This is a genomic window from Cupriavidus sp. GW823-FHT07B10 (assembly GCF_058794355.1).
This window is the reverse complement of the sequence record NZ_JBXAGS010000001.1, coordinates 261167-284079: the sequence shown is the minus strand read 5'-3', so window position 1 is coordinate 284079 and position 22913 is coordinate 261167. Positions and strand designations below refer to the sequence as shown.

Genomic DNA, 22913 nt, shown 5'->3' with positions numbered 1-22913 from the left:
TGTGCACCCCGCCCCGCCACTTCACACTCGCCACACATTCCCCTCACCCCCTCTGGCCAGACTGGAGCCCTGCCATCTCCGGGACCCGCCATGCCCTCCTTCGACTACGACATCGTCATCGCCGGCGCCAGCTTTGCCGGCGCCGCCTGCGCCCTGGCCGCGGCGCGCGCCGGCCTGCGCGTGCTGGTGCTGGAACGCAAGACCGATCCCGGCGACAAGCTCCACACCACCGGCATCCTGGTCAAGGAAGCCATCGAGCAGACCTGGCTGGGCCGCGCGCCGGCCGATTGCGTGCACCGCGTGGAGCAGGTGCGGCTGTACTCGCCCAGGCTGCGCAGCATCGACCTGAGTGCGCCCGGCTATTATTTCCACACCACCGATACGCCGCGCCTGATGCGCTGGCTGGCCGCCGAGCTGGTGCGCCACCGGGTCGAGCTGCGCCTGGGCCAGGCGTTCGTGGGCGCGGTGCCGCGCAACGGCGGTTGGCATGTGACCGGCGTGGGCAATACGCGCTATCTGGTCGGCGCGGATGGCGCGAAATCGCGCGTGGCCCAGTGTGCCGGGCTGGGGCGCGTGCACAGCTTCCTGTATGGCGTGGAGTATGAGTTCCCGGGACTGGCGCTGCCCGAGCCGGGCGCGCTGCACTGCTTCATCACCCGGCGCTTCGCACCCGGCTATATCGGCTGGATCGCGCAGAACCCCACCGGCGTGCAGGCCGGCCTGGCGCTGCGCTACCTGCCTCGGCACGGCCGCGCGCCAGACCTGGACGGTCTGCTGGCGCATGTGCGCGAGCGCGCCGGCCTGCCGCAACTGGCGCAGCCTGCGGCGACGCGCGCGGGGCTGATCCCATGCGGCGGCCCGGCCTTCCCGCTGGCGCGCGACGGCGTGATCCTGACGGGAGATGCCGCCGGCATCGTGTCGCCGGTCACCGCCGGGGGCATCCACTATGCCTTTGCCCATGGCGAGTCGGTCGGCCAGGCCGTGGCCGCGCACCTGCTGCGCGGCGGCCCGGCCCCGGAAGCGGTCGCCACCGCCGGCGCGCCGCGCTTTCGCGCCAAACGTGCGCTGCGCTGGATGTTCGACCGCTTCCAGTGCGACTGGCCCTTCGACCTGATGCTGTACTCGCCGCCGCTGCGCTGGGCGGCGGAGCAGATCTATTTCCACAAGCGCCGAGGCGAGGATCCCGCGCCGCCGCCGCGCGCAGCCACCAGCGCCTGACCGGCTGGTCCACTGAATCACTGAAATGGGAGGCGAAGGACATGTCATGCGGGATGCAGCGCTAGGGCGAAGCAGGGGTTTCGGATTGCATGGCAATCCGCCTGCGTAGCGGCATGCGCTTGCAAGCGCATGTGCGCCCTGCAAGGGCAGGGCGCAGCAATAGCACGGCTATTGCGAGCATTTGCAACGACGCGATGCGCCCGCATGACATGGCAGGCGCCGACCGATTTCAGTGATTCAGTGGACTAAAATGCCGGGCATGGAACAACCGCGGATCCTGGTGGTGGAAGACGAGCAGGCCATCGCCGACACCATCCTCTATGCCTTGCGCACCGACGGCATGCTGGCCGAGCACTGCACGCTCGGCGGCGCCGCGCTCGAGCGCATGCGCGCCGGCGCGGCCGACCTGGTAATCCTGGACGTGGGCCTGCCGGATCTGAGCGGTTTCGAGGTCTGCCGCACGCTACGCACGTTCAGCAATGCGCCGGTGGTCTTCCTGACCGCGCGCCATGAAGAGATCGACCGCATCGTCGGGCTGGAAATCGGCGCCGACGACTACGTGGTCAAGCCCTTCTCGCCGCGCGAGCTGGCCGCGCGCGTGCGCGCCATCCTGCGCCGGGCGCGCGGCGGCGGTGCTACCGCGGCGAAGAGCGACGAAGTTGCCGGCTTCACGCACGACAAGGACGGCGCGCGCCTGGCCTACCGCGGCCGCTGGCTGGAGCTGACCCGCTACGAGTACCTGCTGCTGGCCTGGCTGGTGACACATCCGGGCCGCATCTACTCGCGCGCGCAGCTGATGGAGTGCGTCTGGGAAGATGCACTCGACACCAGCGACCGCACCGTCGACACCCATATCAAGACCCTGCGCGCCAAGCTGCGGGAGGCTTCCGCCGACGGCGCCGAGCGCATCCGCACCCATCGCGGCATGGGCTATTCGCTGGAACCCTGAGCGCACGCCATGCATATCGGCCTGCGCATCTTCTTCGGCTTCTTCCTGATCGTTGGACTGGCCACGGTGCTGACGCTGCGCGTGTTTGTGCAGGAGGTCAAGCCCGGCGTGCGCCAGGCCATGGAAGACACGCTGATCGACACCGCGCACGTGCTGGCGGCGCTTGCCGCCGACGACATGAAGGCCGGACGCATTGCCGACGGCGATTTCGCGCGGCACATGGCGGCGCTGCGCGATGTGGCGGTGAATGCCGATGTGTCGGGCCTGCACAAGGACAGCATCGGCTACCGCGTCTACGTGACCGATGCCAACGGCATCGTGCGCTTTGACTCCACCGGTACTGACGTGGGCCGCGACTATTCGCGCTGGAACGATGTTTACCTGACGCTGCGCGGCAAGTACGGCGCACGCAGCACGCGCACCGACCCCGACGACGAGGCCAGCACCGTGATGCACGTGGCCGCGCCAATACGCGACGCGGACGGCGAGCGCATCATCGGCGTGCTGACCGTGGCCAAGCCCAATGCGGCGATGGCGCCCTTCATCGAGCGCAGCCAGCGCAAGATCCTGCTCTACGGCGGCCTGCTGATCGGCGCTGCCTGCGTGATCGGGCTGGCCTGCACGCTGTGGCTGGCGCATGGACTTAGCCGGCTGCGCGGGTATGCGCGCGCGGTGGCGGCCGGCGAACGCGCGGAGATGCCGCTGCGCGGCGGCAGCGAGCTGGCCGAGCTGGGCCGCGCGGTGCAGGGCATGCGCGAGCGGCTGGAAGACAAGCAGTATGTCGAGCACTACATCCACACGCTGACCCATGAGATGAAGAGCCCGCTGGCCGCGATCGGCGGCGCCGCCGAGCTGCTGCAGGAAGAGATGCCGGCGGCGGACCGCCAGCGCTTCGTCGCCAATATCCGTGCACAATCCGGGCGGCTTGAAACCATGATCCGCAAGCTGCTGGCACTGGCCGATGTCGAGCAGCGCCAGCGCCTGGAAGTGCGCGAGCCGGTGCGGCTGGCGCCGCTGCTGGCGCAACTGGGCAGCGAGCTGGAACCGCGCGCGCGCCAGCGCGGCGTCACGCTGCGGCTGGCCGCCGACGCCAGCCCGGACCTGGTCGCCGGCGATCCGTTCCTGCTGCGCCAGGCCATCGCCAACCTGCTGGAGAACGCCATCGATTTCGCCCCGCCGGACAGCGAAGTCATGGTGCGGCTGGAGCGCCGCGGCGGCGCGCTGGCCATCGCCGTCGCCGACCAGGGCCCGGGCATCCCCGACTACGCGCTGCCGCGCGTGTTCGAGCGCTTCTACTCGCTGCCACGCCCGCACGGTGCGGACAAGAGCACCGGCCTGGGCCTGTGCTTTGCACGCGAGGTGGCAACGTTGCATGATGGCGATGTAACGCTGGCCAACCGCCCCGGCGGCGGCGCGCTGGCGGAACTGACCCTTCCGGCCGGGTAGTTCGACGAGGTGACCGGACCGGCATAGACTGGGGCTTCTAACGTGACCGCGCTGAAACTCCCTATAATCGAACGACCGTTCATTTAGGGCACCTGCACTGTGCCCGTCAGTAGTTCAGGAGACACCATGCCCGCCGCCAAGCAACTGCCCCAGGCCCTGCAGAACCTGGCCCTGCCCGTCATCGCCTCGCCCATGTTCATCGTCAGCTACCCGGAGCTGGTGCTGGCGCAGTGCAAGGCCGGCATCGTCGGCTCATTCCCGGCGCTCAATGCGCGCCCGGCGGAGCTGCTCGACGAGTGGCTCACCCAGATCGAAGGCGAGCTGGCCACCTTCAAGGCCGCCAACCCGGGCGCGCAGGTGGGCCCGGTCGCGGTCAACCAGATCGTGCATACCTCGAACGCGCGGCTCGAACACGACGTAAAGGTGTGCGTGGACCACAAGGTGCCGATCTTCATCACCTCGCTGCGCGCACCGGTCAAGGAAATGATCGACGCGGTGCACAGCTATGGCGGCATCGTGCTGCACGACGTGATCAGCATGCGCCATGCCGAGAAGGCGATCGAGGCCGGCGTCGACGGCCTGATCCTGGTGGCCGCCGGCGCCGGCGGCCATGCCGGCATGCTGTCGCCGTTCGCGCTGGTGGGCGAGGTGCGCAAGATCTTCGACGGCCCGATCGCGCTGTCGGGCTCGATCGCCACCGGCGAGGCGGTGCTGGCCGCGCAGGCCATGGGCGCGGACTTTGCCTACGTCGGCACGCGCTTTATCGCCTCGCAGGAGGCCCACGCGGCGGAATCGTACAAGCAGTCGATCACCAGCTCGGCCGCCGCCGATATCATCTACACCAACCTGTTCACCGGCGTGCACGGCAACTACATCCGCGAAAGCATCAGCAACGTGGGGCTGGATCCGGACAACCTGCCGGTGGCCGACAAGAGCAAGATGGACTTCTCCAGCGGCGCCTCCAAGGCCAAGGCATGGAAGGACGTCTGGGGCGCCGGCCAGGGCGTGGGCCAGATCCACGACATCCCCACCGCCGGCGAAATCGTCGCGCGCATGAAAGCGGAGTACGATGCCGCCAAGGCGCGCCTGGGTATCGCGCGCTAACCGAGGTTTTTACCGGGCCGCTATTGCGGCCCTTCATTCAACCATTGCCTGGTCCAAGCTCCACCACCCCGCCCGATTCCGACGCCACGTTGAGCCGCCGGCAGCAGGCGCTGCGCGCCATGTGGGTGGTGCTGGGCGCGGTCTTCCTGCTGCTGGGGGTGATCGGCATCTTCCTGCCGGTGCTGCCGACCACGCCATTCGTGCTGCTGGCCGCGGCATGCTTCGCGCGGGGATCCCGGCGCTTCCATGAATGGCTGCTGGGACATCCGCGCTTCGGGCCGCTGGTCAGCGACTGGCAGCGCCATCGCAGCATTCCCTTCCGGGCCAAGTGCCTGGCGTTGTCGATGATGTGGGCGTCGATGGGGACGACCGCGTGGATGCTGCGGGCGCGGCCGCTTGCCTCGGCGGCGTTGCTGGCTTGCGCGGTGGGGGTGAGTGTCTGGATGGCCCGGCTGCCGACGCGGCCGGTGGAGGGGGGGAAGTCTTGAGGATGCGGGCGTATTGAAGCGCGTCACTCCGTCGACGCACCGGCCCTATCCCCGGCCGGCCCCTCTCCCGCCTGCGGGAGAGGGGCCGGGGGAGAGGGCCAGCGTATCAACGAAGTCGATCCTGCCAGCCGCCACCCAACTCAATCGTAGCTGCGCGCATCCTCGATCAGCTTCCCATCCTGCGGCAACGACCCCGCCGCAACGAAAGCTACCTCACCGCGCAGCCGCATCACTTCGCGCAGCGATTCCGCCACCGCACGCTGCAAGTCACCATCCTCGCGCGTAGCCTCGCAGCGCAGCGTCATCACGTCCGCGCCTGGGTCGCCAGTCACCACCAGCCGCGCCGCGCGGATCTCCGGATGCCGCCGCAGCACGTCTGCCACCTGCCCGGGATGCACGAACATGCCCTTGACCTTGGTGGCCTGGTCGGCACGGCCCAGCCAGCCCTTGAGTCGGATATTGGTGCGCCCGCACGGGCTGGGCCGCTGCGACGACTCCGCCACGATGGCCGAGAGGTCGCCGGTGCCGAAGCGGATCAGCGGGTAGTCGCCGTTGCCCAGCACCGTCACCACCACCTCGCCGGTCTCGCCCTCGGGCATCGGCCGGGAACCGCCGGGCTCGACGATCTCTACCAGCACGCCCTCGTCCACCACCCAGCCATCGCCGCCCTCGGTCTCATAGGCAATCAGGCCGACATCCGCGGTGCCATACATCTGCTGCACGCGCACGCCGCGCGCCTGGAACCAGGCACGCAGCGACGGCGGCAGCGCCTCGCCCGAGACCAGCGCCTTGGCCAGGCTGGTGCAGGGCGTGCCCAGCTCGTCGCCGCGCTCCAGCAGCAGCTTCAGGAACGACGGCGTGCCGGCGTAGGCCGTGGGCTGCAGGCTGGCCAGCGCCTGCACCTGCGAATCGGTCTGGCCGACGCCGGCCGGGAACACGCAGCAGCCCAGCCGGTGCGCGCCGGTCTCCATCATCATGCCGGCCGGGGTGAAGTGGTAGGAGAAGGTGTTGTAGACCAGCTCGCCGGCGCGGAAGCCCGCCGCATGCATGGCGCGGGCCACGCGCCACCAGTCGGCGTCATGGCCGTCGGGTTCATGGATCGGGCCGGGCGACTGGAACACATGGCGCAGCTTGCCCAGCGGCGTGGCGTTGAGCCCGCCCAGCGGCGGCAGTGCGCGCTGGCGCGCGGTCAGGTCCGACTTGCGCGTGACCGGCAGCGCCGCCAGCGCCGCGCGCGAGCTCAGCAGCCGCGGGTCGACGCCGCCCAGCATCTCGGCAAAGTAAGGCGCGTTGTCGCGCGCATGGGCCACCTGGCGTGCCAGGGCGGCAAGGAGCGCCTGCTCGCGGACTTCCGGCGCGCGGGTTTCGAGCGAATCGAAGTGTTCTGGCATGGTGCTATGCGTCAGGGAATGGGATGCGGCATGCCGCCGCGCCGCTGGGCGCGTGGTGGCAATGCCGGATGAAATCGGTCGGGTGCCTACGCCAGCCAGCGCTTGCGGCGCCGGTAGCTCTTCACATCGCGGAACGACTTGCGCCCGGCACCGTCGTCCGCATCGTTGGCGGCCACGCCCAGGTAGAACTCCTTGACGTCCTCGTTGGTGCGCAGCGACTCGGCGTCGCCGTCCATCACCACGCGGCCGTTTTCCAGGATGTAGCCGTAGTCGGCATAGCGCAGCGCCACCATGGTGTTCTGCTCGGCCAGCAGGAAGCTGACGTTCTCGCGCGAATTCAGGCCGCGCACGATCTCGAAGATCTCCTCGACGATCTGCGGCGCCAGCCCCATCGAAGGCTCGTCCAGCAGGATCATCGCGGGCTTGGCCATCATGGCCCGGCCGATCGCGCACATCTGCTGCTCGCCGCCGGAGGTGTAGCCGGCCTGCGACTTGCGGCGCGTCTTCAGCCGCGGGAAGTATTCGTAGATCTTTTCCAGCTCGTCGCGCGTCTGGCCGCGCGACAGGCCGCGCGTGTAGGCACCGGTGAGCAGGTTCTCTTCGATGGTCAGGTGCGCGAAGCAGTGGCGCCCTTCCATCACCTGGATCACGCCGCGGCGCACCAGGTCGTTGGGCGTGAGCTGGTCGACGCGGTCGCCGCGATATTCGATCGAGCCCTTGGTGACATCGCCGCGCTCGGCCTGCAGCAGGTTGGAGATGGCCTTGAGCGTGGTGGTCTTGCCCGCGCCGTTGGCGCCGAGCAGCGCCACGATCTTGCCTTCCGGCACTTCGAGCGAGACGCCCTTGAGCACCAGGATCACGTGATCGTAGATGACTTCGATATTGTTGACGGACAGAAGGCTCATGGTGCGGCTCGTGTTGGTAAGACGGTTCGGCTCAGGCGAGCACGCGGCGCCAGGCACCGCATGCCCGCCAGGTTGCTATCAGGACTTCGAACAAGCCGGCGTAATCCCCTTCTCCTTCGCGTACTGCGCCGCCGTGGCCTTGAACAGCGGGTGGATCAGGCCCTTGTTGCCCTCGATCCAGTCCGACACCACCACCCACTTGGTGCCGTCCCACTGCTGGATCTTCACCTTGCCCGAGCCCTCGTGGTTGTCGCAGCTGGTCTTGATCTCGGGCAGCAGGCCGGTCGCGCCCAGTTGCTGCAGGCGCGCGTTGGTCAGGTTCAGGTTCTCGAAGGCCCAGCGCATCTGCTCGCCGGTCATGGGCTTGCCCTTGCCGAACTTGGCCTGCGCCACGCGCACCGCTTCCACCGTCACCACCGCCGCCGACACGCCGCGGTTGTACAGCACCGAACCCACCTTGTTCTTGTCCTGCATATTGCCCTTGCCGGCACCGTAGACCACCTTCTCGATATCGGCGATCAGCGGCACGTTGCGGCCCGCCACGTTCCAGGTGGCGCTCATGTAGCCCTTGGAGGCATCACCCGCCGGCACCGTGTCTTCCTCCGAGCCGGCCCACCACGAGCCGATTATCTTGTCGCGCGCAAAACCCACCTTCTGCGCGGCCTTCAGCGCGGTCTGGTTCATCACGCCCCAGCCCCAGAAGATCACGTAGTCGGGGTTCTCCTGGCGGATCTTCAGCCACTGCGCGCCCTGCTCGTTGCCGGGGTGCGCCACCGGGATCTCCACCAGGTTGAACTTGCCCAGCTTGGCCTCGGCCTGCAGCGCCACGATCGGCTCCTTGCCATAGGCCGAGTCGTGATACAGGTAGACGATCTTCTTGCCGGCCAGCGAGCCGCCGTTCTTCGAGGCCAGGTACTTGACGATGGCCGAGACCTGCATCTGGTACGTAGTCACCAGCGGGAACGCATACGGGAACACCGAGCCATCCACCGCGTCGGTGCGGCCGTAGCCCATCATCACCAGCGGCACCTTGTCGGCAGCGGTCTTGTCGACCAGCGCGTACGAGATGCCGGTGGACATGGCGTGGTAGGCCGTGCCCTTGGTGGTGGCGTTCTTGGACTTCAGGCGTTCATAGCACTCCACGCCCTTGGCGTTGTTGTACTCGGTCTCGCACTCTTCCCACGACAGCTTGACGCCGTTGACCCCGCCTTCCTTCAGGTTGACGTAGTTGAGGTAGTCGATGAAGCCGCCATACCAGGACTGGCCGTTGGCGCCATACGGCCCCACGCGGTAGCTTGGCAGCGCCACGAACTGCTCGTTGCTCTGCGCCATGGCCGGCGCCGCCGGCGCCAGCAGTGCCGCCGCGGCGCTGACCACCAGGGCGGCGCGTTGCACATTGCGAATCAGGTTGGTCATGACAGTCTCCATCGCCCTCAAGGGAGCGTTTCGTTATGCGTAAGCTTCAGAACTTCACACAGGAACTGCGGTAATACAGGCCCCCCTCCCGTCAATGAGGGAACGGCCACAGCCTCAGCTTCTCCTTGGCGATCTGCCACAGCCGGGCCAGCCCGTGCGGCTCCACGATCAGGAAGAAGATGATCAGCCCGCCGAACACCATCAGCTGGATGTGCGACACGGTGGCATTGGTGAATGGCAGGTGCAGCAGCGCGGCCAGCGACGGCAGCACGTTGTCCAGGAAGATCGGCAGCAGCAGGATGAAGGCCGCGCCCAGGAACGAGCCCAGGATGCTGCCCACGCCGCCGATGATGATCATGAACAGCACGCGGAACGACAGGTCCAGCGAGAAGCCATCCGGCTCGACCGAGCCCAGGTAGCAGAACGCATAGAGCGCGCCGGCCACGCCGCAGTAGAACGAGCTGACCGCGAACGCCAGCAGCTTGGTGCGCATCAGTGGGATGCCGATCACCTCTGCCGCCACGTCCATGTCGCGCACCGACATCCATGCGCGCCCGGTGGCCGAGCGCACCAGGTTCTTGGCCGCCAGCGCCAGCACCGTGACGATGGCCAGCACGAACAGGTACTTCTTCAGCGGGGTGTCGATGGCGAAGCCGAACAGGCCCAGCCGCTGCGCCGTGATCACGCCCGACGAGCTGTTGTTGGAGAACCAGGGGAACTTGGTCAGCGCCCACACCACGAAGAACTGCGCCGCCAGCGTCGCCACCGCGAGGTAGAAGCCCTTGATGCGCAGCGACGGCAGGCCGAAGGCCACCCCCACCAATGCCGCGGAAAGGCCCGCCATCACGAATGTCAGCAGCACCGGCATGCCTTCCACGCGCAGCTGGAAATTGTAGGCCGCGTAGGCACCCACCGCCATGAAGGCCGCGGTACCGAGCGACAGCTGGCCGGCATAGCCGGTCAGGATATTCAGCCCCAGTGCCGCCAGCGAGAAAATCAGGAACGGGATCAGGATGGCCGAGAACCAGTATTCCGACCCGACGAACGGGATCGCCACGAAGGCCACCGCCATCAGCACGGCAAAGCCGATGCGGTCCTGGCGGATGGGAAAGATCTGGCTGTCGGCGACGTAGCTGGTCTTGAACTGGCCGGCTTCACGATAAAACATGGCAAGTCTCCTGTGCGAAGTCGGTCAGACGCGATCGATGTGTTTCTCGCCGAACAGCCCTTCGGGCCGCACCAGCAGAAACAGCAAGGCAAACACATACGGGAACCACCCTTCGATGCCGCCGAAGTTGCCCCCGAACATCGACTGGAACACCGGCGGGATATAGATCTCGGCCAGCTTCTCCGAGGCACCGATGATCAGCCCGCCGACGATGGCGCCGGGCACCGAGGTGAAGCCACCCAGGATCAGCACCGGCAGCGCCTTGAGCGCGGTCAGCGTGAGCGCGAACTGCACGCCATTGCGCGAGCCCCACAGCATGCCGGCCACCAGCGCGACGAAACCCGCCACGCCCCACACGATCGCCCAGATGTTCTGCAGCGGGATGCCCAGCGACAGCGCCGCCTGGTGGTCGTCAGCGACCGCGCGCAGCGCACGTCCGACCTTGGTGTACTGGAAGAACAGCGCCAGCGATCCGACCAGCAGGCCGGCAATGGCCGCCGCCGCAATATCGAACTTGGACAGCACGATGTTGAAGTTGGTCATGATCGACTCGATCGGCTCGTCGACGATGCCCAGGTTGATCGGGCGCACCTCATTGCCGAACAGCAGCGGCCCCAGGCCCTCGAGGAAGAACGACAGCCCGATGGTCGCCATGAACAGCGTGATCGGCGGCTGGTTGACCAGCTTGCGCAGCACGAAGCGCTCGGTGCTCATGCCGACCAGGATCATCACCACGAAGGCGCCGATCACCGCGGCCCACATCGGCAGGCCCTTGTCCATCAGCCCCACCACCGCCAGCGCGGCGAAGTACACCATCGCGCCCTGGGCAAAGTTGAACACGCCCGAGGCCTTGTAGATCAGCACGAAGCCCAGCGCCACCAGCGAGTACATCAGGCCAGAGAGCAAGCCGCCGATCAGGATTTCAAAGAAGAACGTCATGGTTCAGAGCCTCAGTGCGAAGTGCCCAGGTACGCCTTGATCACGTCAGGGTTGCCCTTGACCTCTTCCGGCGTGCCGTCGCCGATCTTCTTGCCGTAGTCGAGCACCACCACGCGGTCGGAGATATCCATCACCACGCCCATGTCGTGCTCGATCAGCACGATGGTGGTGCCGAACTGCCGGTTCACGTCCAGGATGAAGCGGCACATGTCCTGCTTCTCTTCCACGTTCATGCCGGCCATGGGCTCGTCCAGCAGCAGCATCGAGGGCTCGGCCGCGAGTGCGCGCGCCAGTTCGACGCGCTTCTGCAGGCCATACGGCAGGCGCCCGACCGGGGTCTTGCGGATCGACTGGATCTCGAGGAAGTCGATCACTTCCTCGACCTTCTGGCGATGGCGCATCTCTTCGTTGCGCGCCGGGCCCCACCACAGCGCGTGGGCGAAGAGCCCGGTGCGGAACTGCGTGTTGCGCCCGGTCATGATGTTGTCCAGCACCGTCATGCCCTTGAACAGCGCGATGTTCTGGAAGGTACGCGCAATGCCCTGGCGCGCCGCGGCGGTCGGGTGCATCTGCTTGCGCTCCTCGCCGCGGAACACGATGCGTCCCTGCTGCGGGTGATAGACGCCGTTGATCACGTTGAGCATCGAACTCTTGCCGGCGCCGTTGGGGCCGATGATGGCGCGCACCTCGTGCTCGCACACATCGAACGAGATATCGGTCAGCGCCTTGACCCCGCCGAACGACAGCGAGATATGCTGCAGGTCCAGGATCACCTCGCCGCCGGTGCGCGCCTGTTCGCCGGTGCGCTGCGCGCGCTGCGTGCCGGGATGCGCGCCGCTGTCATCCGTCAGTTCCGCAGGAGACATCGGACCCGTAGGTGCGATCGCGCCGCCGCTGCCGGCACCGCTGGCATCCGTGCGTGCCGTCCCCGCCCATTCGCGCTGCCCCGCGCCTTGCCAGGCTACTTGCGTCATCTTGCTGCCCTCGCTCATGCCGCGCGCGCCGCCACCGGCAGGCGCTTCGCATTGACCAGCTTCAGCGTGGCCGACACGCTGCCCTCGCGTCCGTCTTCGAACTTGACGCGCGTCTCGATGAACTGCTCGGACTTGCCCGCATAGAGCGCCTCCACCAGCACGCCGTATTTGTCGGCGATAAAGCCGCGGCGCACCTTGCGCGTGCGCGTGAGCTCGTCGTCGTCCGGATCCAGTTCCTTGTGCAGGACCAGGAAGCGTGCCACCTGCGATCCGGCCAGCATCGGGTCGTTGGCCAGGTCGGCATTCACCTGGTTCACGCATTCGCCGATCATTTCCAGCACCTCGGGCTGCGCGGCCAGGTCGACATAGCCGGCGTACGGCAGGTGGCGGCGCTCGGCCCAGTTGCCCACGGCCTCGAAGTCGATATTGATAAACGCGCAGACCTGGTCGCGGTCATTGCCGAAGGCCACCGCTTCCTTGATGTACGGGAAGAACTTGAGCTTGTTCTCGATGTACTTTGGCGCGAACATCGAGCCATCGGCCAGCTTGCCCACGTCCTTGGCGCGGTCGATGATCTTCAGGTGGCCGTCGGCGTCGATCACGCCGGCGTCGCCGGTCATGAAGTAGCCCTCGTCGTTGATGGCCTCGCGCGTGGCGTCATCGCGCTTGTAGTAGGACTTGAGCAGGCCCACGCCGCGCACCAGCACCTCGCCGTTGTCGGCGATGCGGATTTCCATGCCGGGCGCCGCCGGGCCGACTGAATCGAACTTGACCTTGCCGTCCGGCTGCAGGCACACATAGGCGCAGGTCTCGGTCTGGCCGTAGAACTGCTTCAGGTTCACGCCGATCGAGCGGTAGAAGCGGAACAGGTCCGGTCCGATCGCCTCGCCCGCGGTATAGCCCACGCGGATGCGGCTCATGCCCAGCACATTGCGCAACGGGCCGTAGACCAGCGCTTCGCCAAGGGCGTAGCGCGCGCGGTCCGCGAGCGATACCGGCTTGCCGTCGAGGATATCGGTGCCGCAGCGCTTCGCCACGTCCATGGCCCAGTGGAACAGCTTGCGCTTGATCCAGCCGGCATCCTCCATGCGGATCATCACCTGCGTCAGCAGCCCTTCATAGATGCGCGGCGGCGCAAAGTAGTAGGTGGGGCCGATCTCGCGCAGGTCGGTCATCACCGTTTCGCGCGATTCCGGGCAGTTCACCGTGAAGCCCGCCACCATCGCCTGCGCGTATGAGAACAGATTGTCGCCCACCCATGCCATCGGCAGGTAGGACAGCACGTCGTCGTCCGCGCTGAGCTTGTCGAAGGCGCAGCCGTTGCGCGCCGCGCCGATCAGGCCGTAGTGCGAATGGCACACGCCCTTGGGCTTGCCGGTGGTGCCGGAGGTATAGAGGATGATCGCGGTGTCGTCGGGCTGGCCGGCGGCGATGGCCTCGTCATAGAAGCCCGGGTGCGCCTGGTCGAACTCGCGGCCCAGTTCCTGTAGCTGTTCATAAGACATCAGCGACGGATGGTCGTAGTCCATCAGGCCGCGCGGGTCTTCAAAGATGACGTGGCGCACGGCGCGGCCGGACTCGGCCAGCTGCGCTTCCACTTCCAGCAGCTTGTCGACCTGCTCCTGGTCCTCGACGATGGCGAACTCGATCTCCGCATCGTTGAGCACGTAGACCATCTCGTTGGCGATGGCGTCCTGGTACAGCGGCACCGGCACACCGCCCAGCGCCTGCGCCGCGGTCATGGCCCAGTACAGCCGCGGGCGGTTGTCGCCCACCACCGCCAGATTCATGCCACGCCTGAAACCGAGTGCGGCCAGCCCGCAAGCCAGTGCCCTCACCTGCTGCGCCGCCTGGGCCCAGCTGTATGTCTGCCAGATGCCGAGATCCTTCTCGCGGTGAGCCGGATGATCCGGCCGCTGCTGGGCGTGCGCCAGCAGCCATCGCGGGAAGGTCGTCGCCGACGATTCCTGCATCGCTGTCTCCTGTCCCTCCGGCGTGGGGATCCACGCGCGGTGTCAAGCGTCGGTCCGGTGGTTATACTTGGCTTGTTTTGCCTGGCGGCAGTCATGCCGCAGCGCATCAAGCCCGTGGTGCCTTGTTTTGCGGCACTTCCCGGCTCCGTGGTGATCGTAAGATAGCCCATGCCATCCACCCGGGTTGTCACGCCGGTGACAATTCCGGGTTAATCCCTACCGGAGCAAATTCAGGCCATGCTGAACGATTTTGTCGACCGCTGCGTGTGGGCAGCAGACCTGAGTCCCGAGCAGCGCGAGCGCGTGCGCCGCGCCATGTTCGTGCACGAGTACACCCAGGGCGACTACGTCTGTCACAAGGGTGACATGGCCGAGCACTGGATGGGCGTGCTCGAAGGCATCGTCAAGATCACCACGGTGTCGCCCTCGGGCAAGTCGGTCACATTCACCGGCGTGCCCACCGGCGGCTGGTTCGGCGAAGGCGCGGTGCTCAAGTCGGAAATCCGCAAGTACGACGTGATGGCGCTGCGCCGCTCGACCATCGCCTTCCTGCCGCGCGACACTTTTCTGTGGTTGCTGGATACCAGCCTGCCGTTCACGCGCTTCCTGCTGACCCAGTTCAACGAACGCCTGGGACAGTTCATCGCCGCGGTGGAATATGAGCGGCTGCTCGACATCGATTCGCGCGTGGCGCGCGCGGTGTCGTCGCTGTTCAATGAGCACCTGTATCCGGGGATCGGCAAGACGCTGGAGATCTCGCAGGAAGAGATCGGCCTGCTCGCTGGCATCTCGCGCCAGCGCGCCAACCAGGCGCTCAAGGTGCTGGAACAGCAGGGCCTGGTGCGGGTGGACTACGGCGTGATCGAGGTGCTGGACCTGGAGGGGTTGCGGCAGTACGGCGAATGACATGGCCAGCGCCATCGACGACGCCACGCTGCAGGCCTATCGCGAGACGCACTACCGCGTGCTGGGCGACCTGCCGATGGTATTGCGGGTCGACCAACCCAGCGCCCCGCTGGCGGCGCTGCACCGCGCGCTGGGCGTGGCAGCGAGCGCCTTCATTACCGCCGCCAACCCGTTCAGCCTGCGCTGCGACGACGACACCAACGCAAAGCGCCAGCAAGCGCTGGCGCAAGACTTGGCAAGGATGGGATTGCGCGCAATCGAAGCCGCCGGCGAGCATCCACGCAACGGCTGGCCGGCCGAGCCGAGCTTCCTGGTGCCGGGGCTGTCGCTGGCGGATGCACGGGCACTCGGCGAGAAATACGAACAGAACGCGGTGGTCTGGAGCGGCGCGGACGCGGTGCCGCGGCTGGTGCTGCTGCGCTGAACGCCGGGCCGGGCGGTGGTGCCGGCCGGCGCCTCAGCCGGTGCGGCGGTCAGTGGCCGTGATGACCACGATGGCCGTGATGACCGTGATGACCGCGATGCCCATGGCCGTGGTGGCGATAGTGATGATGCCGATGATAGTGGTGATTGCGGCCGCGCCACTCATGGCGGCCATACCAGCGACGGCCATCCCAATAACGGTCGCCATGCCAGCCGTGATGGCGCGGCGCATACACCACGTGCGGCGGGGGTGCCACATAGACCGGGGCCGGCGCCGCATAGACCGGCGCGCCGATCTGCACGCCCACGTCCACATGGGCCATCGCCGAACGGGCCGCCAGCAGGGACATTGCGCCCGCGAGCAGCGCAGCAAAGAGAATCGGGGGAGCCATGGAGCTTGTTTTGTCGTAATGGGAATGAGTGCACTCTACCGCGCATTCCTGTTACCGGATGCGGCGGAGTGTTTCGGCATATAACGCCGTGTAAGCGGGATTTGGCGGCAACCGGAACCGGCCCCGGAAAAAGCAGCGGCCGCCCGCAGGCGGCCGCTGTACCACGCGGCAAGTGCCGGGCAGCTTACTTGCTATAGACGTACACGCCGCGGCCAGTCTTGCGGCCCAGGTAGCCGGCAGCGACCATCTCGCGCATCAGCATCGCCGGGCGGTACTTCGGATCGGCAAACTCCGTGTACAGCACTTCCATCACGGCCAGCATGGTGTCCAGGCCGATCATGTCAGCCAGCGCCAGCGGCCCGATCGGGTGGTTGCAGCCCAGCTTCATGCCTTCGTCGATCTCTTCCGGCGAGGCCAGGCCTTCGCCCAGCACGCAGAAGGCCTCGTTGATCATCGGGCACAGGATGCGGTTGACGACGAAGCCCGGGCTGTTCTTGACCGTGATCGGGTATTTGCCGAGCTGCTTCGACAGGGCCTCGACGGCGGCGTGGGTGGTGTCGCTGGTCTGCAGGCCGCGGATCAGTTCCACCAGCGCCATCACCGGCACCGGGTTGAAGAAGTGCATGCCGATAAAGCGGTCGGCGCGCGAGGTCACGGCAGCCAGCTTGGTGATCGAGATCGACGAAGTGTTGGACGCGATGATCACGTTCTCGCCGACGATGCCGTCGATCTGCTTGAGGATCTTGACCTTCAGGTCGTAGTTCTCGGTGGCGGCCTCGATCACGATATCGGTGGCCTTGAGATCGTCATACGAGGTGCTGCCCTTGATGCGCGCCAGCGCGCTGGCCTTGTCGGCCTCGGTCAGCTTTTCCTTCTTGATCAGACGGTCCAGGCTGCTTGCCACGGTGGCGACACCCTTCTGCACGGCGGCATCGCTGATGTCGACCATCACCACGTTGAGACCTACCACTGCGCAGGCCTGGGCGATGCCATTGCCCATGGTGCCGGCACCGACGATGCCCACTGTCCTGATGCTCATCTTGTCTTCCTCTGCTTGGTTGGATTGCTGATTGATCGGTTCAGGCGCGGCTCAGGCGCCCTGCTCGCGCAGCGCGGCGATGATGCGCTGGGCATGGCCCTTGAGCTGTTCCGGGTCCTGCATCTCGCGTGCATGGCCGCGCAGCGCGCTGTCGGCATAGCGCGGCACGATATGGAAATGGACGTGCGGCACGGTCTGGCCCGCGGCCGCGCCGTTGAACTGGCCGATGGAGATGCCGTCGGGCGCAAACGCCGCGCGCACCGCGCGCGCCACGCGCTGCGTGGCGACAATGGCGGCCTGCGCGCCCTGCTCGGACAGGTCGAACAGGTTGACCGCGGCTTCCTTGGGCACCACCAGCGTATGGCCGTCGGCCTGCGGCATGATGTCCATGAAGGCGATGGTATCGTCGTCCTCGTAGACCTTGATGCACGGCAGCTCGCCGCGCAGGATCTTCGCGAAGATATTGGTCGGGTTGTACTGGGTGTCCATGATCTTTGGCTTGCGGTTGTCTCGAATACGTTTGCCGTGGCGCGGCCGCCGGCACAGCCTTCGAGTGTAACGCAGGGCGACCCCTCACTGCGGCCGCCCTGCGCGGTAATCGGGCACTGCTTGCTGCGCGGTGCCGCCGGCTCTACATATTGCGCCGGTACTGCCCGCCCACTTCGAACAGCGCATGGGTGATCTGCCCCAGCGAGCAAACCCGCACCGCGTCCATCAGCACCGCAAATACGTTCTGGTTGTCGATCACCGCCTGGCGCAACTGCGCCAGCATGGCCGGCGCCTCGGCCGCGTGGGCCTGCTGGAACGCATGCAGGCGGTCGAGCTGGCTCTGCTTCTCGGCCTCGCTGGAGCGCGCCAGCTCCAGCTTCTGCGGGGTCGGGTCGCCGTCCGGGTTGCGGAACGTGTTCACGCCGATGATGGGCAGCGTGCCGTCGTGCTTGAGCTGCTCATAGTAGAGCGACTCTTCCTGGATCTTGCCGCGCTGGTAGCCGGTCTCCATCGCACCGAGCACGCCGCCGCGCTCGGCAATGCGCTCGAACTCCTGCAGCACCGCCTCTTCCACCAGGTCGGTCAGCTCCTCGATCAGGAAGCTGCCCTGGTTGGGGTTCTCGCACCTGGCCACGCCCCACTCGCGGTTGATGATCAGCTGGATCGCCAGCGCGCGGCGCACCGACTCGCCGGTGGGCGTGGTGATGGCCTCGTCGTAGGCATTGGTATGCAGCGAATTGCAGTTGTCGTAGATCGCGATCAGCGCCTGCAGCGTGGTGCGGATATCGTTGAAGTCGATCTCCTGCGCATGCAGCGAGCGGCCCGAAGTCTGGATGTGGTACTTCAGCTTCTGGCTGCGCTCGTTGGCGCCGTATTTGTCGCGCATGGTCACGGCCCAGATGCGGCGCGCGACGCGGCCCAGCACGCTGTACTCCGGGTCCATGCCGTTGGAGAAGAAGAACGACAGGTTGGGCGCGAAATCGTCGATATGCATGCCGCGCGCCAGGTACGCCTCCACATAGGTGAAGCCGTTGGACAGCGTGAACGCCAGCTGCGAGATCGGGTTCGCGCCGGCCTCGGCGATGTGGTAGCCGGAGATCGACACCGAGTAGAAGTTGCGCACCTGGTGGTGGACAAAGTACTCCTGGATATCGCCCATCACCTTGAGCGAGAACTCGGTGGAGAAGATGCAGGTGTTCTGGCCCTGGTCTTCCTTGAGAATGTCGGCCTGCACCGTGCCGCGCACGTTCTGCAACACCCAGGCGCGGATCTTGGCTTCTTCGTCGGCGGTGGGCTCGCGCTGGTTGTCGGCGCGGAACTTGTCGAGCTGCTGGTCGATGGCGGTGTTCATGAACATCGCCAAAATGGTCGGGGCCGGGCCGTTGATGGTCATCGACACCGAGGTGCTCGGGCTGGTCAGGTCGAAGCCGTCGTACAGCACCTTCATGTCGTCGAGCGTGGCGATCGACACGCCGGAGTTGCCGACCTTGCCGTAGATGTCCGGACGCACATGCGGGTCTTCGCCATACAGCGTGACCGAGTCGAACGCGGTCGACAGCCGCTTGGCATCCATACCTTCGGACACCAGCTTGAAGCGCCGGTTGGTGCGGAAGGCATCGCCCTCGCCGGCGAACATGCGGGTGGGGTCTTCGTTCTCGCGCTTGAAGGCGAACACGCCGGCGGTGTACGGGAAGCTGCCGGGAACGTTCTCGCGCATCAGCCACTTCAGCACCTCGCCGTCGTCCTCGAAGCGCGGCAGCACCACCTTGCGCACCTTGGTGCCGGACAGCGTGGTCGTAACCAGCCCGGTGCGGATCTCCCGGTCGCGGATTTTCACTACGTACTCGTCGCCGCTGTAGGCTTCGCGCATCTGCGGCCACATCGCCAGCAGCTTGCGCTCGACCTGGCCGAGGGCGCTGTCGCGCTCCGCCGCCAGCGCATCCAGCGCCGCGCCATCGCCTTGCGCGGCCTGCACCATGCGGCTCGATTCACGCAGTTGCTGGCGCTCGCGTGCAATGCGGCTCTGCTCCATCACGCGGCGGTGGTAGCCGCGCACCGTGTCTGCCAGTTCCGCCAGGTAGCGGCTGCGCGCCGGCGGCACGATCACATTCTGGCCGGTGGAGATGCGCCCCGCCTGCGCCGGCAGCACGCCCGGCTGCAGCTTCAGGCCGCGTTCGGCCAGCGCCGCGCGCAGCCCCTGGTACAGCATGGTCACGCCATCGTCATTGAAGCGCGACGCCTGCGTGCCGTAGACCGGCATGTCCTCGGCCTTGCCGTGCCATTGCTCGCGGTTGCGCTGCACCTGCTTGGCCACGTCGCGCCACGCGTCCTGCGCGCCCTTGCGGTCGAACTTGTTGATGGCGACGAAGTCGGCAAAGTCCAGCATGTCGATCTTCTCGAGCTGGCTGGCCGCGCCGAACTCGGGCGTCATCACATAGAGCGACAGGTCCACGTGCGGCACGATGGCCGCGTCGCCCTGGCCGATGCCCGAGGTCTCGACGATCACCAGGTCGAAGCCCGCCACCTTGCACGCGGCGATCACGTCCGGCAGCGCCTGCGAGATCTCGGAGCCAGCCTCGCGCGTGGCCAGCGAGCGCATGAAGATGTTCGGGTGGTTGATCGCGTTCATGCGGATGCGGTCGCCCAGCAGCGCGCCGCCCGACTTGCGCCGCGACGGGTCGATCGAGATCACGGCGATCGACAGCGCATCCTGCTGGTCGAGGCGGAAGCGGCGGATCAGTTCGTCGGTCAGTGAAGACTTGCCGGCGCCGCCGGTGCCGGTGATGCCGAGCACCGGGATCGATGCCGCTGCCGCTTGCGCATGCATCGCCTGCACCAGCGCCGGATCGGCCTTGCCGTTCTCCAGCGCGGTAATCAACTGGGCCAGCGCGCGGCGGTCGCCGCCGGTGACGGGTTCGAGCGAGGCCGGCGCATAGCGCGACAGGTCGATGTCGCAGCGCTGCACCATATCTGCAATCATGCCGGCCAGGCCCATGCGCTGGCCGTCCTCGGGGCTGAAGATGCGCGCCACGCCGTAGGCCTGCAGCTCGCGGATCTCGTCCGGCACGATCACGCCGCCACCGCCGCCAAAGACCTGCACGTGCTCGCCGCCCTTCTCGCGCAGCAAGTCGACCATGTACTTGAAATATTCGACATGGCCGCCCTGGTAGCTGGAAATCGCGATGCCCTGCGCGTCTTCCTGCAGCGCCGCCGTCACCACTTCCTCGACCGAGCGGTTGTGGCCGAGGTGGACCACCTCGCAGCCATGCGACTGCAGGATGCGGCGCATGATGTTGATCGAGGCGTCATGGCCATCGAACAGCGACGCCGCCGTGACAAAGCGCACCTTGTTGACCGGACCGCGGCCTTGCGCGGTGGGCTTGGGCTGGGGCGCACCGCGGCGCACATCATGCACATCGGAAAGGTCGGTCATTGTCTCCACCGTCTGTGGTGTTGGCTGCCACCGCGGCGTGCGCCTGAAGTACCGCTCTGTGCCGGCTTGGCCGCAAACGCGCGGGCTGCGCCCCCGGGTCGGGGCCGATCGATTATATGACGTTGACGTTAACGTAAAGCAATGGGGCGGAACCCCGAGCCCGGCGTGCATGGGACGAGGCTGTCCCTATAGAGTAGGCGCCCGCGGCAGGCGCCGCGCAAGCATCCGGGCAAACGAAAGGCCACCCTCAGGTGGCCGTTCCGGCAAAGCTTGAGTGGTCCGCTCAGGCCCAGATCCTGGGGCACTCCCCGAACGCATCCGTGCTGTGCTCCTCCACCCGGTGCCGCATCGCCCGCAGCCACGCCACCAGCCGCCGCAGCGACCACGGCGCCGGCACCTGTGCCAGCGTAAAGCGCGCGCCCGCGCCATCGCCCGACAGCCACACCCGGTAGCCCTCCGGCAACGCCAGCTCAGTGCCCGGCTCCAGCCAGATGTCGTTGGGACTGCCTTCCACCGTCACCCACAACTTGCCCGCCACCGCGCAGACGGTCTGCCCGTAACCGGCGCGCCAGCTCACTGGCAGCCCAGGCTCGTCCAGCTCGAAAGTCCGTAGTTCGCGCATGTCCCACTCCTCATAGCCCGGCGGTCGCGTCCGGCGCCGGCCCCCGTGGATGCCGAATGATCACGGTAGCCGGCGCCTTCCTCCGCCACGCTTCCATTATTCGCATCCCTCACTACAATCCCATGTACAGTTGTGAACAGTTTTCGATGAACTGTTCAGTAGTTTTCCCTGACAGTTGTCGCTTGTAGCGATCTGCGCCTACCGGCTTCCCCCGGCTGCCTGCCCATGAAACTAATCTTAGATGCTTCCACCGGAATTCCACTGACCGAGCAGATCGTTGCCGGCGTGAAAGCGTGGATCGGCAACCGCGAAGCACGGCCCGGCGCACGCCTGCCGTCAATCCGGCAGTTGGCGGCGGAGAACGGCATCAGCCGCTTCCCGGTGATCGAAGCCTATGACCGGCTGGTATCGCAGGGGCTGCTGGATTCGCGCCAGGGTTCGGGCTTCTATGTGGCGGACAGCCCGCTGGCGGGGCGCTCGGCGTGCGGATGGTCCGATCCGAGCCTGGCCGAGGATCTTTCCGACCACATCCTCGAGCAGTTCAACCACCCCAGCGGCACGCTCAAGCTGGCCGGGGGCTTCGTGCCGGAGACCTGGCGCGACGTCGAGGGGCTGACGCAGGCGATCCGCGCGATCTCGCGCAATGAGATCGACAGCGTGATCCACTACGCCACGCCGATGGGGCATCCGGAACTGCGTCGCCAGGTGTTGCTGCGCGTGCGCCAGCTGGGCATCGCCGCCGAACTGCCGCAAGTGCTGATCACCACCGGTGCCAGCCAGGCGCTGGACCTGGTGGTACGCCACCTGCTCAAGCCCGGCGATACCGTGTTCGTGGAAGATCCCGGCTACTACAACCTGTTCGGGCTGCTGCGGCTGCATGGGGTGCAGCTGGTGGGCGTGCCGCACACGGCCAACGGCCCCGACCCGGACGCCACCGAGGCGCTGCTGCGCCAGCACAAGCCCAAGCTGTTCTTCACCAACAGCGTGCTGCAGAACCCGACCGGATCGACGCTGGCGCCGCCGGTGGCATTCCGGCTGCTGGAGCTGGCGCGCCGGCATGGCTTCCGCTTTGTCGAGGACGATATCTTCTCGGACTTCCAGACCCACTTCACCGACCGGCTGGCCACGCTGGACCAGCTTGAGCACGTGATCTACATCGGCGGCTTTTCCAAGACGGTGTCGGCCTCGCTGCGGGTCGGCTACCTGGTGGCGGACAAGGCGCTGGTCAAGGACCTGGTCGATGTGAAGGTGCTGACCAGCGTGGCCGGTTCGCACTTCGCGGAAGCAGTCACGGCGGCGCTGCTGGAGCGCGGCGGCTACCGCAAGTATGTGGAGCGGCTGCGCCTGCGCGTGCGCGAGGCCTGCGCCAATGCCGTGCGGCAGCTGACCGGCAACGGCTGGGAGGTGTTCTGCCAGCCGTCCGGCGGCAACTTCCTGTGGGCGCGCCCGCCCGGCATCGAGGATTCGCGCGAACTGGTGACGCTAGGCGAGGAATACGGCGTGACGCTGGCCCCAGGCAACTACTTCCGTCCGGGCGGCGAGACCTCGGCATGGATCCGGATCAACGCCGCCTATGCCAACGAGCCGCGCGCGGTGGCCTTCATGAAGGCCGCGGCCGGGCGCGGCGGCTGAAGGCGC

General features: G+C 66.9%; 20 protein-coding genes. 8 read left to right on the top strand and 12 right to left on the bottom strand.

Translation table 11 applies throughout. The features are described from left to right. Positions 1 to 90: 90 nt before the first annotated feature. The 5 genes from AC1Q6V_RS01430 (at position 91) to AC1Q6V_RS01410 (ending at position 5205) form a co-directional block, all read left to right on the top strand. Positions 91 to 1218, top strand: coding sequence for an NAD(P)/FAD-dependent oxidoreductase (locus AC1Q6V_RS01430; protein ID WP_010814867.1), 1128 nt, complete (start codon positions 91 to 93; stop codon positions 1216 to 1218). Between the two features lie 250 nt (positions 1219 to 1468). Beyond that, positions 1469 to 2167 (top strand): two-component system response regulator CreB, encoded by a 699-nt coding sequence (gene creB / locus AC1Q6V_RS01425; RefSeq protein ID WP_011614449.1) that lies wholly within the window; start codon positions 1469 to 1471, stop codon positions 2165 to 2167. A 9-nt stretch (positions 2168 to 2176) separates the two neighbouring features. After that, positions 2177 to 3613, top strand: coding sequence for a two-component system sensor histidine kinase CreC (gene creC / locus AC1Q6V_RS01420; protein ID WP_454749515.1), 1437 nt, complete (start codon positions 2177 to 2179; stop codon positions 3611 to 3613). 126 nt (positions 3614 to 3739) lie between these two features. Next, positions 3740 to 4717: an NAD(P)H-dependent flavin oxidoreductase gene (locus tag AC1Q6V_RS01415; RefSeq protein WP_010814870.1), complete on the top strand. Its 978-nt coding sequence runs from the start codon at positions 3740 to 3742 to the stop codon at positions 4715 to 4717. A 119-nt stretch (positions 4718 to 4836) separates the two neighbouring features. After that, positions 4837 to 5205, top strand: a complete 369-nt coding sequence (locus tag AC1Q6V_RS01410; RefSeq protein WP_454749523.1) for a YbaN family protein — start codon at positions 4837 to 4839, stop codon at positions 5203 to 5205. 140 nt (positions 5206 to 5345) lie between these two features. Here the strand turns inward: AC1Q6V_RS01410 and AC1Q6V_RS01405 are convergent, their stop codons facing one another. The 7 genes from AC1Q6V_RS01405 to AC1Q6V_RS01375 all read right to left on the bottom strand — a co-directional run bounded on the left by AC1Q6V_RS01405 (position 5346) and on the right by AC1Q6V_RS01375 (position 13971). Next, positions 5346 to 6596, bottom strand: coding sequence for a phenylacetate--CoA ligase family protein (locus AC1Q6V_RS01405; RefSeq protein WP_010814872.1), 1251 nt, complete (start codon positions 6594 to 6596; stop codon positions 5346 to 5348). A gap of 86 nt (positions 6597 to 6682) precedes the next feature. Further along, complete coding sequence (locus AC1Q6V_RS01400; protein ID WP_010814873.1) at positions 6683 to 7501, bottom strand: ABC transporter ATP-binding protein; 819 nt, start codon at positions 7499 to 7501, stop codon at positions 6683 to 6685. Positions 7502 to 7579: 78 nt separating this feature from the next. Next, positions 7580 to 8917: an ABC transporter substrate-binding protein gene (locus tag AC1Q6V_RS01395; RefSeq protein WP_010814874.1), complete on the bottom strand. Its 1338-nt coding sequence runs from the start codon at positions 8915 to 8917 to the stop codon at positions 7580 to 7582. A 91-nt stretch (positions 8918 to 9008) separates the two neighbouring features. Beyond that, a complete protein-coding gene (locus AC1Q6V_RS01390; RefSeq protein WP_454749514.1) occupies positions 9009 to 10085 on the bottom strand; it encodes a branched-chain amino acid ABC transporter permease in 1077 nt (358 codons plus the stop codon). Between the two features lie 24 nt (positions 10086 to 10109). Further along, positions 10110 to 11024, bottom strand: coding sequence for a branched-chain amino acid ABC transporter permease (locus AC1Q6V_RS01385; protein WP_010814876.1), 915 nt, complete (start codon positions 11022 to 11024; stop codon positions 10110 to 10112). A gap of 11 nt (positions 11025 to 11035) precedes the next feature. After that, positions 11036 to 11998, bottom strand: a complete 963-nt coding sequence (locus AC1Q6V_RS01380) for an ABC transporter ATP-binding protein (protein WP_037025387.1) — start codon at positions 11996 to 11998, stop codon at positions 11036 to 11038. A gap of 14 nt (positions 11999 to 12012) precedes the next feature. Then, entirely contained in the window at positions 12013 to 13971 is a 1959-nt protein-coding gene (locus AC1Q6V_RS01375; protein WP_010814878.1) for an AMP-dependent synthetase/ligase, read from the bottom strand. A 237-nt stretch (positions 13972 to 14208) separates the two neighbouring features. Between AC1Q6V_RS01375 and AC1Q6V_RS01370 the strand changes: the two genes are divergently transcribed. Together AC1Q6V_RS01370 and AC1Q6V_RS01365 are read left to right on the top strand one after the other, a co-directional pair. Continuing rightward, on the top strand, positions 14209 to 14877 hold the full coding sequence (locus AC1Q6V_RS01370) for a Crp/Fnr family transcriptional regulator (protein ID WP_010814879.1): 669 nt from the start codon (positions 14209 to 14211) through the stop codon (positions 14875 to 14877). A gap of 1 nt (position 14878) precedes the next feature. Further along, entirely contained in the window at positions 14879 to 15301 is a 423-nt protein-coding gene (locus tag AC1Q6V_RS01365) for a DUF3293 domain-containing protein (protein ID WP_010814880.1), read from the top strand. Between the two features lie 49 nt (positions 15302 to 15350). Here the strand turns inward: AC1Q6V_RS01365 and AC1Q6V_RS01360 are convergent, their stop codons facing one another. The 5 genes from AC1Q6V_RS01360 to AC1Q6V_RS01340 all read right to left on the bottom strand — a co-directional run bounded on the left by AC1Q6V_RS01360 (position 15351) and on the right by AC1Q6V_RS01340 (position 21275). Further along, entirely contained in the window at positions 15351 to 15692 is a 342-nt protein-coding gene (locus tag AC1Q6V_RS01360) for a hypothetical protein (RefSeq protein ID WP_454749513.1), read from the bottom strand. 184 nt (positions 15693 to 15876) lie between these two features. After that, complete coding sequence (locus tag AC1Q6V_RS01355; RefSeq protein WP_010814882.1) at positions 15877 to 16731, bottom strand: 3-hydroxybutyryl-CoA dehydrogenase; 855 nt, start codon at positions 16729 to 16731, stop codon at positions 15877 to 15879. A gap of 51 nt (positions 16732 to 16782) precedes the next feature. Further along, positions 16783 to 17220 (bottom strand): HIT family protein, encoded by a 438-nt coding sequence (locus AC1Q6V_RS01350; protein WP_010814883.1) that lies wholly within the window; start codon positions 17218 to 17220, stop codon positions 16783 to 16785. 142 nt (positions 17221 to 17362) lie between these two features. Continuing rightward, positions 17363 to 20653 carry a fused isobutyryl-CoA mutase/GTPase IcmF gene (gene icmF, locus AC1Q6V_RS01345; RefSeq protein WP_011614445.1) on the bottom strand — a complete coding sequence of 1097 codons (3291 nt, stop codon included), beginning with the start codon at positions 20651 to 20653 and terminating at the stop codon, positions 17363 to 17365. Between the two features lie 283 nt (positions 20654 to 20936). Beyond that, the gene (locus AC1Q6V_RS01340) at positions 20937 to 21275 is read right to left on the bottom strand and encodes a DUF2917 domain-containing protein (protein WP_010814885.1); all 339 of its coding nucleotides are present in this window, start codon (positions 21273 to 21275) and stop codon (positions 20937 to 20939) included. Positions 21276 to 21500: 225 nt separating this feature from the next. Between AC1Q6V_RS01340 and AC1Q6V_RS01335 the strand changes: the two genes are divergently transcribed. After that, positions 21501 to 22907: an aminotransferase-like domain-containing protein gene (locus AC1Q6V_RS01335; RefSeq protein ID WP_010814886.1), complete on the top strand. Its 1407-nt coding sequence runs from the start codon at positions 21501 to 21503 to the stop codon at positions 22905 to 22907. Positions 22908 to 22913: the final 6 nt, after the last annotated feature.